Raw genomic sequence first — 16,889 nt, forward strand, 5'->3', positions numbered from 1 at the left:
CATTAACTGAAAAGAAGATGTTCCTCCCCGCAGTGACGCAGGGAGGAACGAGTACCACTTACTTAACCGGGCGCAGGGCCGGGAACAGGATAACGTCGCGGATGGTGTGGCTGTTTGTGAACAGCATAACCATACGGTCGATACCAATGCCCAGACCCGCTGTTGGCGGCAAGCCGTGCTCCAGAGCAGTCACGTAGTCTTCGTCGAAGAACATTGCTTCGTCGTCGCCTGCATCTTTTGCAGAAACCTGGTCTGCAAAGCGCTGAGCCTGATCTTCTGCATCGTTCAGCTCAGAGAAGCCGTTACCGATTTCACGGCCACCGATGAAGAACTCGAAGCGGTCAGTAATTTCTGGGTTTTCGTCGTTACGACGCGCCAGTGGAGAAACTTCTGCCGGGTATTCGGTGATGAAGGTCGGCTGAATCAGATGGCTTTCAGCCACTTCTTCAAAGATTTCTGTCACAACGCGGCCCAGGCCCCAGCTCTTCTCAACTTTGATGCCGATAGCCGCTGCGATTTCCAGAGCCTTAGCCATATCGTCCAGATCCGCAATATCGGTTTCCGGGCGGTATTTTTTAATAGCTTCGCGCATGGTCAGTTTTGCGAACGGCTGGTCGAAATCAAACACCTCTTCGCCATACTGAACTTGTGCTGTACCCAACACATCATGTGCCAGAGTACGGAACAGAGACTCGGTCAGCTCGATAAGGTCCTTGTAATCCGCATACGCCATATAGAGTTCCATCATGGTGAACTCTGGGTTATGACGCGGAGAAATGCCTTCGTTACGGAAGTTACGGTTGATTTCGAAGACGCGATCGAAGCCACCTACAACCAGACGTTTCAGATACAGTTCCGGCGCAATACGCAGGTACATATCGATGTCCAGCGCATTGTGGTGGGTGATGAACGGACGCGCAGAAGCACCACCAGGGATGACTTGCATCATTGGAGTTTCAACTTCCATAAAGCCACGGTTAACCATGAAGTTACGGACGCCAGCCATGATCTGAGAACGAATTTTAAAGGTCTTGCGGGATTCATCGTTGGAGATCAAATCCAAATAACGCTGACGATAACGCGCTTCTTGATCCTGCAAACCGTGGAATTTGTCTGGCAGCGGACGCAATGCTTTGGTCAGCAGACGCAGCTCAGTACAGTGAATTGAAAGCTCACCGGTTTTGGTTTTGAACAGCTTGCCGCGAGCGCCCAGGATATCGCCAAGGTCCCATTTTTTGAACTGCTCGTTGTAGATGCCTTCTGGCAAATCATCACGGGCAACGTAAAGCTGAATGCGGCCACCGACATCTTGCAGAGTCACGAAAGACGCTTTACCCATAATACGGCGCGTCATCATACGGCCCGCAACGGCAACTTCGATGCCCAGCTCTTCCAGCTCTTCGTTCTCTTTGGCGTCGAAGTCAGCGTGCAGTTGGTCAGAGGTGTGATCGCGACGGAAATCATTTGGGAAAGCAATGCCCTGCTCACGCAGGCCAGCCAGCTTCTCGCGGCGTGCTTTCAGTTCATTGTTAAGATCAACCGCTTCGGTGCCCTGCTCTTGTTGTTCAGACATGTTGGTTCCTCATAACCCTGCTTTCAAACTTGCTTCGATAAATTTGTCCAGATCGCCATCCAGTACCGCCTGCGTGTTACGGGTTTCTACACCAGTACGCAAGTCTTTGATACGTGAGTCGTCCAGTACGTAAGAACGAATCTGGCTGCCCCAGCCGATATCCGATTTGTTGTCTTCCAGCGACTGCTTCTCAGCATTTTTCTTCTGCATTTCCAGCTCGTATAACTTCGCCTTCATCTGCTTCATCGCCTGATCTTTGTTCTTATGCTGCGAACGATCGTTCTGGCACTGAGTCACGGTATTGGTCGGAAGGTGGGTAATACGTACCGCAGATTCTGTACGGTTAACGTGCTGACCACCAGCGCCCGATGCACGGTAAACGTCGATACGCAGATCCGCTGGATTGATTTCGATATCAATGTCGTCATCCACTTCTGGATACACGAAAGCGGAGCTAAAGGAGGTATGGCGACGGCCACCGGAATCGAATGGGCTTTTACGCACCAGGCGGTGCACGCCAGTTTCGGTACGCAACCAGCCAAAGGCATATTCACCCTGAATGCGAATAGTCACGGATTTAATCCCGGCGACTTCACCTTCAGACTCTTCAATGATTTCAGTTTTGAAGCCACGCGCTTCTGCCCAACGCAGATACATACGCATCAACATGCTGGCCCAGTCTTGCGCCTCGGTGCCGCCAGAACCTGCCTGAATGTCGATATAGCAATCCGCGCTATCGTATTCGCCGGAGAACATGCGACGGAATTCCAGCTGCGCCAGTTTGGCTTCGAGTTGGTCTATCTCAACAATGGTTTCATTGAAGGTATCTTCGTCGTCGGCTTCGACGGCCAATTCCAGCAAGCCGTTAACATCTTCCAGCCCCTGAGTCATTTGGTCTAAGGTATCGACAATGGCTTCCAGTGCAGAACGCTCTTTACCTAACGCTTGCGCGCGCTCAGGTTCGTTCCACACATCAGGCTGTTCAAGCTCTGCGTTTACTTCTTCCAGGCGCTCTTTCTTGGCATCGTAGTCAAAGATACCCCCTAAGAACGTCGCTGCGCTCGGTGAGGTCCTGGATGCGGTTTTTTACCGGGTTAATTTCAAACATGGTCTGTATTATCTTATGTTGATGACAGAAGACGAAAATGCGGTCGTAAACCGGAAAGTTTACCGGAATTACGCCGCTTTTTATAGTTTTGGTTGGCTATATCGGCCAGATATGGTCGATTAAAAGCTGAACACTGCGGTTGCCGCGAAACTCGTTTACATCAAGCTTGAAAGCCAGTTCGACTTCGCGCACGCCGTTATCTGGCCAGTATGCGGTGTCGACGTTAAAGGCAATCCCGTCGATAAGCGGGCCGCCGCCGATAGGCTCCACCATGACTTTCAGATGGCGTTCACCCACCAGCCGTTGCTGCAATAAACGGAATTTGCCGTCGAACAGCGGCTCCGGGAACATCTGCCCCCACGGCCCGGCATCACGCAATAGCTCGGCGGTTTCCAGCGTCATTTCTTGCGCAGTAATGGCACCATCAGACCAAACCACACCTTGCAGCAGCGCGGGATCGAGCCATTCGCCTACCAAATCGCCAAAGCGCTTACGGAACTCTTCAAATTTCGCTTCTTCCAGCGATAAACCCGCTGCCATCGCATGGCCGCCGAATTTCAGCATCAAGCCAGGATGCAGGGTATCAAGGCGCTCGAGTGCATCACGCATATGCAAACCTTGCACTGAACGCCCGGAGCCTTTCAGCGTGCCGTCACCCGCTGGCGCAAAGGCGATAACCGGGCGGTTAAAGCGCTCTTTAATACGAGATGCGAGGATACCGACTACGCCCTGATGCCATTCAGGGTGATACATTGCGAGGCCATACGGCAATTCATCGTTACTGTGCTCGAGCTGCTGGCATAGCGTCAGCGCTTCGACCTGCATCCCCTGCTCTATTTCTTTGCGCGTCTGGTTTAGCGCGTCAAGTTCATTGGCAAGCATGCGCGCTTCGCCGATGTTTTCACTAAGCAGCAACGCAACGCCGACTGACATATCATCCAGCCGCCCCGCCGCATTCAGTCGTGGCCCTAAAGCAAAACCTAAATCGCTGGCGGCCAGTTTTTGTGGCTCACGATTGGCGATTTCAATGAGCGCTTTAATGCCAGGACGGCATTTCCCCGCACGAATGCGGCTCAGCCCTTGCCAGGTCAAAATACGGTTATTGGTGTCGAGGGGAACCACATCCGCGACGGTGCCTAATGCAACCAAATCCAGCAATTCTGCGATGTTAGGAATCGCCAGACCTTGCTGCTCAAACCAGCCGCAATCCCGTAAATGTGCACGCATCGCCAGCATCAAATAAAACGCCACGCCGACACCCGCAAGAGACTTAGACGGAAACTCGCAATCAACCAGATTCGGGTTAATGATGGCGTCTGCCGCAGGCAATTCTGGCCCCGGCAAGTGGTGGTCAGTCACCACCACAGGAATTCCCAGCTCATGTGCGCGTTCAACGCCGCTATGAGATGAGATGCCGTTATCGACGGTCAAAATCATTTGCGCGCCGCGCGCATGAGCTTGATCCACCACTTCTGGGCTTAAACCGTAACCATCTTCAAAACGGTTTGGAACGAGGTAACTGATATTTTGGCAACCGAGGCTGCGCAGCCCCAGCACGCTCAGCGCGGTGCTGGTTGCACCATCAGCATCAAAATCGCCGACCACGATAATGCGCAAACCTTCGCGGAAAGCGTTGTGTAACAACTCAACGGCTTTATCCATGCCGTTGAGTTGCTGCCAGGGCAGCATGCCTTTCACACTACGTTCGAGGTCTTGCTCGCCCTGCACCCCGCGACTGGCATACAGGCGCTTTAAGAGTGGATGCAGTTGCTGAGGCAGCACGACGGATTCATCAACGGTACGACGGCGAAGTTGTGTTTGCTGTTTCACCCGTCAACTACCCGCCAATATTCGTAAGCTGCTGGTGAGCATCCAGCATTTGTTTCATCTCTTTCGGCCCTTGATAGCCAGGAATAACGGTGCCATTGCTTAGTACAATTGCCGGCGTTCCCTGGATACCAAACTGCACGCCGAGGTTGTAATGATTGGCGATGTTCATGTCACACGTTCCACCTGTCACTGTTTCACCTTTCATCGCCGCATCGAAGGCTTTTTTAGGGTCTTTTGCGCACCAGATACCTTTCATGTCGTTTTCTGTCTGGCTTTGCAGACCCTGACGTGGGAAGGCCAGATAACGCACGGTAATCCCCAACGCGTTGTAGTCTTTCATCTCTTCGTGCAACTTGTGGCAATAGCCGCAAGTGATGTCGGTAAACACGGTAATAACGTGTTTTTCCTGTGGCGCTTTATAGACGATCATCTCTTTTTCGAGCGCGTTCAGTTTACCCACCAGCAGTTTGTTGGTGACGTTAACCGGCTGCGCACCGCTGACATCGTACAGCGGCCCTTGAATGAAATGTTTACCGTCTTCAGTCACATACAGAACACCGCTATCGGTTAGTACCGTTTTCATGCCCGCAACAGGTGCTGGCTGAATGTCAGCGTTTTGCACACCTAACTTCGCAAGAGACTGCTTGATTGCTGCGTCGTCAGCATGAACAAAACCGGACACAGAGGCCGCTAATAATGGGAGCAGCCACAAACGCTTTTTCATGATGATTCCTTTATCTTCTGCCACTCACGCACGTGGGTGGTGCTGTTGATGTAGCTTGCGTAACCGCTCAGTCGCTACATGCGTATAAATTTGTGTGGTGGACAAATCACTATGCCCAAGCAACATCTGTACGACTCGTAAATCTGCGCCATGGTTCAGTAAATGCGTCGCAAAAGCATGCCTGAGAACATGGGGGGACAGCTTCTCGCTGTCGATTCCCGCCTGCACCGCATAATGTTTGATGCGATGCCAGAATGTCTGGCGCGTCATTTGTTGCGCGCGATTACTGGGGAAAACGGTATCAATCGACACGCCATTAAGCAGCCACGGCCGACCGTGTTCAAGGTAGTTTTCTACCCAATAAACCGCTTCCTCACCCATTGGCACCAGACGCTCTTTGTTACCTTTACCGATAACTCGCACTACGCCCTGACGCAGACTCATATCACTCATTGTCAGGCCGACTAATTCAGAAACACGCAGCCCGGTAGCATACAATAATTCGAGCATGGCTTTATCACGTAACTCGATAGGCTGGTCAATACAGGGGGCTTGTAACAAGCGTTCGACCTGCGCTTCGCTTAAATCTTTCGGCAAACGCTGCGGTAACTTTGGCGATGACAGCATCACGCTGGGGTCGTCATCGCGAAGTTTTTCGCGGTAGAGATACTGAAACAATCGGCGCATCGCACTTAACATTCGTGCCGAACTTGTTGCTTTATAGCCGCCTTCAAGACGCTCAGCAAATAGCGATTGCAAATCGCCCGTTTGGACATTCAGCAAATCTAAATCATGGCGTTCAAGCCACTCTGCCACCATCTTTAAATCCCGGCGGTAGGAGTCCAATGTGTTCTGTGCCAGATTCCGCTCAAGCCAGAGCGCATCAAGAAATTGTTCGATTCGGGCCTGATCTTGTTCCACTGCTGCCTCACTTACTTGCCCCGCGTTTGGCGAATTGTGTCCATTATGCCTGATGCACAATGGGATCTGATACAATTGCCAGTCTGCACGTTTTTAAAAGAGTTATTAACGCGATGAACATTGGCCTTTTTTATGGCTCCAGCACTTGTTACACCGAAATGGCTGCCGAAAAAATTCGTGACATCATTGGCCCGGAACTGGTGACACTTCACAATCTGAAAGATGATTCACCGGCCATGATGGAACAGTACGATGTGCTGATTCTCGGTATCCCAACCTGGGATTTCGGCGAATTACAGGAAGACTGGGAAGCCGTCTGGGATCAACTGGATAATCTGAATCTTGAAGGCAAACCGGTTGCGCTTTATGGCATGGGCGATCAACTTGGCTACGGCGAATGGTTCCTGGATGCGCTGGGTATGTTGCACGACAAACTTGCCCCACGCGGCGCTCAGTTTATTGGCTACTGGCCAACTGAAGGCTATGAATTTACTAGCCCAAAACCGGTGATTGCTGACGGACAGCTGTTTGTAGGCCTGGCACTTGATGAAACCAATCAATACGATTTAAGCGATGAGCGAATCGAAAACTGGTGTGATCAAATTCTCATAGAAATGGCCGAGAAGTTTGCCTGAAAACCGCTCAGACTTGACCTCTGCCGCTGGCTTGCTGTTGCAGCATCAGGCGGCGCAAATCACGCCATTCACTTGTATCCATGCTGTCGGCAGACAACCATAGATGTTGACAGCGTTTACGCCCAACGCGGCGTAAGCGCAACATCATGCCGCTACGTAGCATCCAGGGTGAACCCACGATCTCCCATTCCTGATTTTGCCAACGCAGGTGGTAGTCGGTCAGGATTTTCATTTCGCCCTGGCAGGCATGTATACGGCGCTGGCTACGTACGCTGTCAAAAACCACCAGCGAAAGTAGTAGCATCCAGATTAGCGTGTAGCTCATCGGCCACGGCATCAGCAGCACAAACAGTGCGACCAGACCGTGGGCCAATAGAGAAAGCCATTGTGCACGCCAGGAGACGCGAAGATCAGATTGCCACAGGACCACGTTCTTTATTCCGTGTCTGAATCAGTGTCACCATCCGTTGCAGCTCTGTATCTGCCGGTTTGCCATGATTCATTAACCAATTGAACAGGTCTGGATCATCGCTTTCCAGCAAGCGAACAAACAATTGTTTATCCTCAGCGCTTAACGAGTCATATTCATATTCAAAGAATGGCATAATTGAAATATCCAGCTCGCGCATTCCCCGGCGGCACGCCCAATGAATTCGGGCTTTGTTATTGATATCCATGTGCTCTTTCCTGGTTATCTGATAAAGAAGGTACAAATCTTAGTGTAACGTGTTTTTATTGCACGCATTAACTGAATGTTACCGTTTGCGCACTTTCTCGAGAGAATAATTTGCAACGTGTTGTCGTTGCATTCACCTTGCGAGAATTCCCGTAAGCGCACAATTCGCATGATCAAACTGCTTGCATTGCCAAATGGCTCTTTTACCATTGAGCCATATCTCTGCTCAATAACCTGGGACATCTCTATGGCTTTCACTCCATTTCCTCCACGTCAGCCTACGGCCGCAACCCGCCTGCCGCTAACTCTCATGACTCTTGATGATTGGGCTTTGGCAAACGTGACGGGCAAAGATGCAGAATCCTATCTGCAAGGCCAGGTCACTGCTGACGTTGCGCAGTTGACACCAAATCAGCACACACTTTGCGCCCACTGCGACGCGAAAGGGAAAATGTGGAGTAACCTGCGCCTGTTCCACCGCGGCGAAGGGTTTTCGCTGATTGAGCGCCGTAATCTGCGCGACGCGCAACTTGTCGAACTGAAAAAATACGCGGTGTTTTCCAAAGTCACCATCGCACCTGATGACGAAAGCGTGCTGCTGGGCGTGGCAGGTTTCCAGGCTCGCGCCGCTTTGGCAAATGTGTTTACCGCACTGCCTGATGAAGAAAACCCGGTCGTTCAGGAAGGCGCAACCACCCTTCTGTGGTTTAACCTCCCTGCCGAGCGTTTCATGCTGGTCACCGATGAGGCTACCGCGCAGGCGCTGGCTGAAAAGTTACACGGTGAAGCGCAGCGCAATGATAGCCAACAATGGCTGGCACTAGAGATCGAAGCGGGTATTCCGGTCATTGATGCTCCAAATAGTGCGCAGTTCATTCCGCAGGCCACCAATATTCAGGCACTTGGCGGTATCAGCTTCAAAAAAGGCTGTTACACAGGCCAGGAAATGGTTGCCCGTGCGAAGTTCCGTGGCGCGAATAAACGTGCGCTGTGGTTCCTCGCAGGCAAAGCCAGCCGTCTGCCGGAAGCGGGGGAAGATCTCGAGCTGAAAATGGGCGAAAACTGGCGTCGTACTGGCACCGTGCTGGCTGCAAGTCAGCTTGATGATGGGCGCGTATTGGTGCAGGTGGTGATGAATAACGATCTGGAAGCCGACAGCGTGCTGCGTGTTCGTGATGATGTTGGCAGTGAGCTTGTTATTGAGCGACTGCCTTATTCATTAGAAGACGAGTAAAAGAACCCGCCGTCGCCCTGCTCAAGCGGGCGACGGTTGATTAATGGATGTATAAATAAATTGCAAGAAAGTGGCAAACGCTGCCGCCCAGTACAAATCCGTGCCAGATGGCGTGGTTGTACGGAATACGTTTGCAGACGTAGAAAATAACGCCTAACGAGTAAATTATACCGCCCGCAGCCAGCAACGTTACGCTGCCCGGCGCGAGTTTAATGATCATCTGGTAAATCACTACCAGCGATAGCCACCCCATCAGCAGATAAGTGACGAGCGACAAAACTTTGAAGCGATGCGCGATGGTTAATTTGAAGAGAATACCCGCCAGAGCCAGTCCCCAGATAACAATCATCAGCCCTCGGGCCAAAGGTGAATCAAGACCAACGAGTAAAAATGGGGTGTATGTCCCGGCAATCAGCAAATAGATTGCGCAGTGGTCAAATTTCTTCAGCCAGCGTTTGGCGCGTTGATGTGGAATGGCGTGATACAGCGTTGAAGCCAGAAACAGCAAAATCATGCTGCCGCCGTACAGACTATAACTGGTTATCGCCGTCACACTGGCGTTGCTATCCACCGCCTGGACCAGTAACAAAACCAACCCGACAATCCCGAACACCAGCCCGATACCGTGGCTAATACTGTTGGCAACTTCCTCTGCCAGTGAATATCCTTTCGCGATCAATGGTTTGTCAGCCATGTGGCAACTCCCGGTGAGACAAAAGAGTGAAAATACATCACAGCTAGCATAACTGAGAATAATTCCAGCTAACACCTGTACGCTAAAATAAATCTGTCAGAGTTGATAACCATACTCATACACCACAGACACATTTGCCCGGCTGATGAAATCCCTGCGGGGGCGAAAGCTGAGGCGAAATATGGCACTATGTCGTTAGTTATCACTCTTGTGCGCACGAAAAAGGCTGGTTAATTTAATGTTCACTCATGCAGCAATTGCCAGGCTAAACGGCCTGGAAATGATGGTCTATAACTTTGTCATCAAAAACCGCGACAAAGTGATGTACATGACTATTCGCGAGTTAGCCGATGCGGCGGGCGTTTCCACCACCACGGTGCTGCGCTTTTGTCGCAAATTAAACTGTGAAGGTTATTCTGAATTTCGTGTGCGCTTTAAATTATATCTTGAGCAAAATGACGAGCAGTTAGTTAATTTTGGCCCAAGCGAAATCATCAGTTTTTTTAAAAGCACTAATAATGAAGAGTTTGATAATTTAATTGACCAGGCCGTTGATATTATTTGTTCATCAGAAAGAATTATATTTGTTGGCGCAGGCACCTCTGGCGCATTAGCGAAATATGGCGCTCGCTTCTTCTCTAACGTCGGTAAATTTAGTAACCATATTGATGACCCTTATTTTCCTGTCACCAATGACATGGCGAAAAACGCGCTGGCGATTGTGCTTTCCGTTTCCGGTGAAACCGAAGAGATCCTGCGCTTCGCCAGCCAATTCAGCCTGCATAACTGCAAGGTGCTCTCCATCACCAGCCACGAAAACTCAGCTCTGGCAAGGCTCGCCGATTTTAATATTTCCTGGCATATTCCGCTTACTCGCGTCGGCGGGGTTTATGACATCACCACACAAATCCCTGTTATTTATATTTTAGAAACCATTGGCCGTAAACTGGCTAAAAAAATGGCATAAAAAAACAGGCTGTTTTTTCTATGTAACAAATCACATTACCGGTGATTTGTTATATCGTGACAATTAATTCTCGTTTGTTAGACTCCAGAACAGAGCTTATTAACGCACTGCCATTTTGTGATGTATCGCACATTATTTCTGGCGCTGACAGTGAGATTAAAAATATGAAGAAACTGACTTTACCAAAAGACTTTTTATGGGGCGGCGCGGTAGCGGCGCACCAGGTTGAAGGTGGCTGGAACAAAGAAGGTAAAGGCCCAAGTATTTGTGATGTGTTGACCGGCGGCTCGCACGGTGTACCGCGTGAAATCACCCAGGAAGTTGTCCCTGGTAAATTTTATCCAAACCACGAAGCTATTGATTTCCATGGCCGTTATAAAGAAGACATCGCGCTGTTTGCCGAAATGGGCTTCAAATGCTTCCGCACCTCTATTGCCTGGACGCGTATCTTCCCAAAAGGGGATGAGCAGCAACCTAATGAAGAAGGTCTGAAATTCTACGACGACATGTTCGACGAACTGCTGAAATACAACATCGAGCCGGTCATCACCCTGTCCCACTTCGAAATGCCGCACCACCTGGTGACCGAATACGGTGGCTGGACTAACCGTAAAGTTGTCGATTTCTTTGTTCGTTTTGCCGAAGTGGTGTTTGAACGCTACAAGAGCAAAGTGAAGTACTGGATGACGTTTAACGAGATCAATAACCAGCGTAACTGGCGTGCGCCGCTGTTCGGTTACTGCTGCTCTGGCGTGGTTTACACCGAGCACGACAACCCAGAAGAAGTGATGTATCAGGTGCTGCATCATCAGTTTGTGGCAAGCGCCATGGCGGTGAAGATTGGTCATCGCATCAACCCTGAAATGCAAATCGGCTGCATGCTGGCGATGGTGCCGCTGTATCCGTTCTCCTGCAAACCAGAAGATCAAATGTTCGCGCAGGAATCCATGCGTGAGCGTTATGTCTTTACCGACGTGCAACTGCGCGGCTACTACCCATCTTATGTGTTAAACGAGTGGGAACGCCGCGAGTTCAACATCAAAATGGAAGCCGGCGACGAGCAAATCCTGCGTGAAGGCGTGTGTGATTATCTCGGTTTCAGCTACTACATGACCAATGCAGTGAAAGCAGACGGCGGCACTGGCGATGCATTATCTGGCTTCCAGGGCAGCGTGCCGAACCCGTTTGTAAAAGCATCCGATTGGGGATGGCAGATTGACCCGGTTGGCCTGCGTTACGCGCTGTGCGAACTGTATGAACGCTACCAGAAACCGCTGTTTATCGTCGAAAACGGCTTTGGTGCATACGACACCGTCGAAGAAGACGGTTCAATCAATGATGATTACCGCATCGATTACCTGCGAGCGCACGTTTCAGAGATGATGAAAGCGGTCACGTACGACGGCGTGGATTTGATGGGTTACACCCCGTGGGGCTGCATTGACTGCGTTTCCTTCACCACCGGTCAGTACAACAAACGCTACGGTTTTATCTACGTGAACAAACACGACGATGGCACTGGCGATATGTCCCGTTCGCGCAAGAAGAGCTTTAACTGGTACAAAGAAGTGATTGCCAGCAACGGCGAAAAACTCTGATTGATTGGCTCACCAGAACGCCCCGTTTTCGGGGCGTTTTTTTCAGGTAGGTAATCCAAAACGGAAACACGCACCCGTTTCTGGCCTTTCCACCAGCGCAATATCGCTGCCATGAAGTTGCAACATCTGGCGCACAATCATCAGCCCTAAACCGCCGACTCTGACATGAGACTGGCTGACTATCGACGGGCGCACAAATAAACCTTCCTTGAGTTCCTGCGGAATACCAGGCCCGTTATCGCTTATCTGCACCATTACTTTTTCGCCCTCTTTCCACAAGCGAACGGCAACGGTTCCCTGCTCCGGCGTATGGCGAATCGCGTTATCCAGCAGATTAGTCAGCACTCGCTCAATCATGCCTAAATCTGCATCGATCAGCGGCAAACCTGGCTGGATATCAGCGACCAACTGTAATTGCCGTGTTTGGGTCATCAACTCAAATTTCTGGAAGACATCCTGCAATAACTCACCGAGACAAAAGCGTTCTTTTTGCGGCTTTACAACGCCATATTCCAGACGCGCTAACTCAAACAATGATTGCGCAAGGGTGCGGACTTTCTGGCTTTGCGCTAAAGCGATTTCCAGATAACGTTTTTTCTCAGCTTCCGAAAGCGTCGCCGACATCACGGATAAGCTTTCAAGATAACCATGCATCGACGTCAGTGGCGTGCGTAAGTCATGGGAAATATTGGCAATGAATTCTCGACGCAGTTGGTCTTGCTGTGAAAGCCGATGCCACTGTTCTGAAATACGGCGCGCCATCGTGATAACACCCTGGCGCAGCAGGCTAATTTCATCGTTACTGTTCGATTTATCAAGCGGCAGTGCCGCCATGGCCTGCATCTCAGCCATACCGCCCGTTTCCAGCGCGTTCACCTGGCGTGAAAGCGAACGCAGAGGCCGCGTTATCCAGCGAAATGCCAGGCCACCGACTATCAGGCCTAATAATGCAATCAGGCTTATGGTCAGCAGTACTACTTTTGAAATGGTATTAAATCGCGCATCGTTTGCCAGGGCATTGTAATTTTCACCCAGCAAAATGATGTATAAATACCCCTTAACCTCGCCGTTTTGCATCATTGGCGCGACGCTAAACACTTTTTTGCCGTCAGGGCTGCGCGGGTCGTCGCCGTAGAGTGGAAATTGCTGTTTATCGAGAGCGGCCTGAATCGGCTCCAAATCTACATGATGGCGTTTAATATGATTCGGTGGTGCCGCATCACCAATAATATTGCCTTTTTGATCAAGCAGATAAACCTCAACACTTGGGTTTACCGTCATCAGGTGGTCAAACAGACTGCGCACAGAATCATTGTTCAAGCCATCCTGACCAAGCAATGGATAGCTTTGGTTAATGTGCTCCGCGAGCGAACCAGAAAGTTGTTGTATTACCGCCTGGCTGTACTGTGTGCTGGTGCGAATTTGCAGCCACCCCAACAATGAACAAGAGGTGATAAGCAGCAACGCAAAAACCAGTGTCAGGCGCTGAGAAAGCGTGAGTTTTCGCATGGTTTACTCGTGTCGAGGTGCAATGAATTTATACCCTTTTCCCCACACCGTCAGAATGAATTCAGGCTCTGCGGGGTTATCCTCAATCTTGATACGTAAGCGGTTGATATGGGTGTTTACGGTGTGTTCGTAGCCTTCGTGCTGATAACCCCATACCTGGTTGAGCAGATTAAGGCGCGAGAAAACTTTGCCAGGGTGCTTGGCAAAAAACCACAGCAAATCAAACTCACGCGGTGTCAGTTCAACAGGCTGATTTCTCAGCCGCACATCACGGGCAAGGGGGTCGATAGTCAGCCGTTCAAAAGTGAGCGTTCCGGCATCCTGCATCAGGTTCTGGCTCATTGCTTCCTGGCGGCGAAATAGCGCTTTGACGCGTGCCACTAGCTCCAGCATTGAAAACGGTTTTGCCAGGTAGTCATCTGCGCCCAGTTCCAGCCCCAGAACCCGGTGCGTTTCGCTTGAACGCGCGCTGATCATCACAATCGGCGTGTAACGGGTCATGGTGCGGGCATAGCGACATATTTCCAGGCCATCAACACCGGGCAGCATCAGATCCAGAATCAGCGCATCCCATCCGCCCTGTTTTAGCAATTCCAGCCCTTGCGATCCATCTGCCGCATGGACAATTTCATAGCCTTCTTCCCGCAAATGCAGTTGCAGGAGTTCAGCAATATTTTCGTCATCCTCAACGATTAACAACTTTTTGGGCTTCATTGCTTCGCCTTATCTGCCTCTCTTAGAAGGAGTCTATACAACATTCGGCCGTGGAGTTATCACATTTAATTTAACTTTTCGTGAGACTTTGGCGAACAGATTTGAGCCACACTCATTTCAACGCAATAACCGGAAATAAAACGATGGATACGCCAACGTTTCAGGTTAAACCCGCCATAGTGCATCCATTATGGCTAAGGCTTTGTCACTGGCTGAATGCCCTTGCCATGCTCATTATGGTGACCAGCGGCTGGCGAATTTATAACGCTTCGCCACTGTTTAATTTCAGCTTTCCGAATGAGTTAACGCTCGGCGGTTGGTTAGGCGGCGCGTTGCAATGGCATTTTGCGGGGATGTGGTTATTTGGCATAAATGGCGTGATTTATCTGCTGATAAATATCTTCAGCGGACGCCTGAAACGCAAATTCTGGCCGCTTTCACCACGTGAATTAATCAGCGATTTTATTTCAGCATTGCGCGGGAAGCTCGCTCATAACGATCTTAACCATTACAACACAGTGCAAAAAATGGCGTATTTATTCGTGATGATCGACGGGATCATTCTGGTGTGCTCCGGTTTTGTGGTGTGGAAATCTGTGCAGTTTCCATTGCTGCGTGAATTACTCGGAGGTTATGAAAGTGCGCGGTTGATTCATTTCTTTGCGATGTCCGGCATGGTGGGATTTATCGTCATCCATTTAATTATGGTCGCGCTGGTGCCGAAAACTTTACTCGCTATGTTGCGTGGGCGCTAAGGAAAAATAATGTCTAATAAAACGAAGCTTTTTTCGGATTCCGACAAAGCGGTCATTATTCAGGACGCCTCTGAACAAATTAATAAACAGCTATCATCTGAAGGCCGTCGCCGTTTTTTAAAGCATGGTTTAACGCTTGGCGGTTTAATGATGCTGACCGGCTGCGATATCAGCAGTAATGAATCTGTCGAGTCTACATTAAGCGGTATTTCGCGCTTTAATGACAGGATCCAGGGCTGGCTATTTAATGCCAACGATCTGGCTCCGGTTTATCCCGAAAGCATGATGACGCGTCCTTTCCCGTTTAACGCCTTTTATAGCGAGGATGAAGCGCCAACAATTAATGGCGATGATTATCGCCTGGAGCTTGCAGGCTTAGTGGCAGATAAGCGGCCATGGACGCTGGCACAATTGCATCAGATGGCGCAGGTCAGCCAGGTAACACGCCACATTTGCGTCGAAGGATGGAGCGCCATTGGCAAATGGGGAGGCGTGCCGTTTTCTCTATTTCTTAAAGGCATTGGTGCTGATTTAAATGCCCGTTACGTGAGTTTTAAATGTGCCGACGATTACTACACCAGCATTGATATGGCGACGGCATTACACCCACAAACCATCATTGCATTGACTTACGACGGCGAAATATTACCACGTAAATATGGTTTCCCGATGAAATTAAGAATGCCAACCAAGTTGGGATATAAAAACCCAAAACACATTCAAGTTATAGAAGTCACGAATCGCTATCCCGGTGGATATTGGGAGGACCAGGGTTATAACTGGTTCGGCGGCAGCTAGTTTCTGACCATGTAGTTATTAAAACGACGAGGAAATACAAAATGAAAAAACTCTACACTGCTTTGATGTGCTCAGCATTATTCTTTGGCGTAACAGCAGCAAACGCGGCTGATAATATGGCTAAAGACAATATGTCTAAAGATAATATGGGAAAGATGTCCCATGATTGTTCTAAGGACAGCATGAAAAAAGACTGTATGAATAAAGATAATATGTCTAAGGACCACATGTCCAAAGACGGAATGAAGAAAGATGATATGTCTAAAGATGGAATGGCCAAGGATAGTATGTCCAAAGACAGCATGTCTAAAGGCGAAATGGACAAAAAATAAGACGTTAAGCTAACACCAGGATAATGGCAGTTCGCCTGTTACTTTAGGAGGCTGCCATTTTTTTATTTGCCACCCGCTAAATCGAGGAAACTGCCCGTCACATATGAGGCTTTTTCACTCAGTAACCAGACGATAGCCTCCGCCACTTCTTCCGGTTGCCCACCGCGTTTCATCGGCAAGAGATCTTTTACGCGGTCAACGCGTCCGGCTTCGCCGCCCGAAGCATGTATATCGGTATAAATTAATCCAGGACGCACTCCATTAACGCGAATACCTTGGGCAGCAACTTCCAAAGAAAGCCCGATAGTTAGCGAATCCACAGCCCCTTTTGACGCTGCGTAATCAACATATTCCCCCGGCGCACCTAAACGTGATGCCGCCGACGAGACATTCACAATCGCCCCACCGTTTCCACCGTGACGCAATGCCATGCGTTTTACCGCTTCACGGCAGCAAAGAAAATAGCCCGTTACGTTGGTTGCCATCACGCGATTAATACGTTCAGCCGTGAGTTCTTCGACTGTAGATTGCTGGAACAAAATCCCGGCGTTGTTGACCAGTGCGGTCACAGGGCCGAACGCGTTGTCGATTTCCACAAACATTGCCATCACTTGCAGTTCATCGGCAATATCCGCTTTGATGGCGATCGCCTCGCCGCTATGGGCACGAATAATGCTCACCACTTCATCAGCGGCTTGTTTGTTTTGCAGATAATTAACCACGACTTTGTAGCCGGATTGCGCCAGCAGGATGGCGGTGGCTCGGCCGATTCCACGGCTGCCACCGGTGACTAATGCAACGGACATTTTACCTCCTGGAAC

At 50.0% G+C, this 16,889-nt stretch carries 18 protein-coding genes; 7 read left to right on the forward strand and 11 right to left on the reverse strand.

The features are described 5' to 3' along the window. Positions 1–58: 58 nt before the first annotated feature. The 5 genes from lysS to xerD all read right to left on the reverse strand — a co-directional run bounded on the left by lysS (position 59) and on the right by xerD (position 6,156). Positions 59–1,573 (reverse strand): lysine--tRNA ligase, encoded by a 1,515-nt coding sequence (lysS, locus tag GBAG_RS16605; protein WP_034498219.1) that lies wholly within the window; start codon positions 1,571–1,573, stop codon positions 59–61. 9 nt (positions 1,574–1,582) lie between these two features. Next, positions 1,583–2,681, reverse strand: a protein-coding gene (gene prfB, locus GBAG_RS16610; protein WP_115627376.1) for a peptide chain release factor 2 whose coding sequence is annotated in 2 segments (ribosomal slippage) — positions 1,583–2,605 and positions 2,607–2,681 — 1,098 coding nt in all. Because the reading frame shifts where the segments join, the coding sequence is not laid out codon by codon here. Between the two features lie 96 nt (positions 2,682–2,777). After that, a complete protein-coding gene (recJ, locus tag GBAG_RS16615) occupies positions 2,778–4,511 on the reverse strand; it encodes a single-stranded-DNA-specific exonuclease RecJ (protein WP_034498221.1) in 1,734 nt (577 codons plus the stop codon). A 7-nt stretch (positions 4,512–4,518) separates the two neighbouring features. Next, entirely contained in the window at positions 4,519–5,235 is a 717-nt protein-coding gene (gene dsbC / locus GBAG_RS16620) for a bifunctional protein-disulfide isomerase/oxidoreductase DsbC (protein WP_034498224.1), read from the reverse strand. A gap of 24 nt (positions 5,236–5,259) precedes the next feature. After that, entirely contained in the window at positions 5,260–6,156 is an 897-nt protein-coding gene (xerD, locus tag GBAG_RS16625; RefSeq protein WP_034498228.1) for a site-specific tyrosine recombinase XerD, read from the reverse strand. A 113-nt stretch (positions 6,157–6,269) separates the two neighbouring features. Here xerD and fldB point away from each other — a divergent pair, with 113 nt between their 5' ends. Then, the gene (gene fldB / locus GBAG_RS16630; RefSeq protein ID WP_034498296.1) at positions 6,270–6,791 is read left to right on the forward strand and encodes a flavodoxin FldB; all 522 of its coding nucleotides are present in this window, start codon (positions 6,270–6,272) and stop codon (positions 6,789–6,791) included. A gap of 7 nt (positions 6,792–6,798) precedes the next feature. Here fldB and GBAG_RS16635 read toward each other — a convergent pair whose 3' ends face one another. Both GBAG_RS16635 and sdhE read right to left on the reverse strand, forming a co-directional pair. Continuing rightward, the gene (locus GBAG_RS16635; RefSeq protein ID WP_034498230.1) at positions 6,799–7,221 is read right to left on the reverse strand and encodes a protein YgfX; all 423 of its coding nucleotides are present in this window, start codon (positions 7,219–7,221) and stop codon (positions 6,799–6,801) included. After that, positions 7,202–7,468: an FAD assembly factor SdhE gene (sdhE, locus tag GBAG_RS16640; protein ID WP_034498232.1), complete on the reverse strand. Its 267-nt coding sequence runs from the start codon at positions 7,466–7,468 to the stop codon at positions 7,202–7,204. The genes GBAG_RS16635 and sdhE overlap by 20 nt, the downstream gene beginning before the upstream one ends. A gap of 246 nt (positions 7,469–7,714) precedes the next feature. Between sdhE and ygfZ the strand changes: the two genes are divergently transcribed. Further along, a complete protein-coding gene (ygfZ, locus tag GBAG_RS16650; RefSeq protein ID WP_034498237.1) occupies positions 7,715–8,701 on the forward strand; it encodes a tRNA-modifying protein YgfZ in 987 nt (328 codons plus the stop codon). A 40-nt stretch (positions 8,702–8,741) separates the two neighbouring features. Here the strand turns inward: ygfZ and trhA are convergent, their stop codons facing one another. Then, on the reverse strand, positions 8,742–9,395 hold the full coding sequence (gene trhA / locus GBAG_RS16655; protein ID WP_034498239.1) for a PAQR family membrane homeostasis protein TrhA: 654 nt from the start codon (positions 9,393–9,395) through the stop codon (positions 8,742–8,744). 238 nt (positions 9,396–9,633) lie between these two features. Between trhA and GBAG_RS16660 the strand changes: the two genes are divergently transcribed. After that, positions 9,634–10,362 carry a MurR/RpiR family transcriptional regulator gene (locus GBAG_RS16660; protein ID WP_034498249.1) on the forward strand — a complete coding sequence of 243 codons (729 nt, stop codon included), beginning with the start codon at positions 9,634–9,636 and terminating at the stop codon, positions 10,360–10,362. 164 nt (positions 10,363–10,526) lie between these two features. Further along, positions 10,527–11,960 carry a 6-phospho-beta-glucosidase gene (locus GBAG_RS16665; RefSeq protein WP_034498299.1) on the forward strand — a complete coding sequence of 478 codons (1,434 nt, stop codon included), beginning with the start codon at positions 10,527–10,529 and terminating at the stop codon, positions 11,958–11,960. 42 nt (positions 11,961–12,002) lie between these two features. On the opposite strand, the gene GBAG_RS16670 is transcribed toward GBAG_RS16665, so the two are convergent. Both GBAG_RS16670 and GBAG_RS16675 read right to left on the reverse strand, forming a co-directional pair. Next, a complete protein-coding gene (locus GBAG_RS16670; RefSeq protein WP_034498260.1) occupies positions 12,003–13,469 on the reverse strand; it encodes a sensor histidine kinase in 1,467 nt (488 codons plus the stop codon). A gap of 3 nt (positions 13,470–13,472) precedes the next feature. After that, positions 13,473–14,183: a response regulator transcription factor gene (locus GBAG_RS16675; RefSeq protein WP_034498272.1), complete on the reverse strand. Its 711-nt coding sequence runs from the start codon at positions 14,181–14,183 to the stop codon at positions 13,473–13,475. Positions 14,184–14,326: 143 nt separating this feature from the next. Here GBAG_RS16675 and GBAG_RS16680 point away from each other — a divergent pair, with 143 nt between their 5' ends. From GBAG_RS16680 to GBAG_RS16690, 3 genes are read left to right on the forward strand one after another with little or no spacing between them, the layout of a single operon-like run. Beyond that, positions 14,327–14,938, forward strand: a complete 612-nt coding sequence (locus GBAG_RS16680) for a cytochrome b/b6 domain-containing protein (RefSeq protein WP_034498277.1) — start codon at positions 14,327–14,329, stop codon at positions 14,936–14,938. A gap of 9 nt (positions 14,939–14,947) precedes the next feature. Continuing rightward, the gene (locus GBAG_RS16685; protein ID WP_034498279.1) at positions 14,948–15,736 is read left to right on the forward strand and encodes a molybdopterin-dependent oxidoreductase; all 789 of its coding nucleotides are present in this window, start codon (positions 14,948–14,950) and stop codon (positions 15,734–15,736) included. Positions 15,737–15,777: 41 nt separating this feature from the next. Continuing rightward, positions 15,778–16,068, forward strand: coding sequence for a pentapeptide MXKDX repeat protein (locus GBAG_RS16690; protein ID WP_034498280.1), 291 nt, complete (start codon positions 15,778–15,780; stop codon positions 16,066–16,068). 62 nt (positions 16,069–16,130) lie between these two features. Here GBAG_RS16690 and GBAG_RS16695 read toward each other — a convergent pair whose 3' ends face one another. Then, positions 16,131–16,874, reverse strand: coding sequence for an SDR family oxidoreductase (locus tag GBAG_RS16695; RefSeq protein ID WP_034498282.1), 744 nt, complete (start codon positions 16,872–16,874; stop codon positions 16,131–16,133). Positions 16,875–16,889: the final 15 nt, after the last annotated feature.

Origin of the sequence: Buttiauxella agrestis ATCC 33320 (genome assembly GCF_000735355.1) — a bacterium.
Lineage (GTDB): Bacteria > Pseudomonadota > Gammaproteobacteria > Enterobacterales > Enterobacteriaceae > Buttiauxella > Buttiauxella agrestis.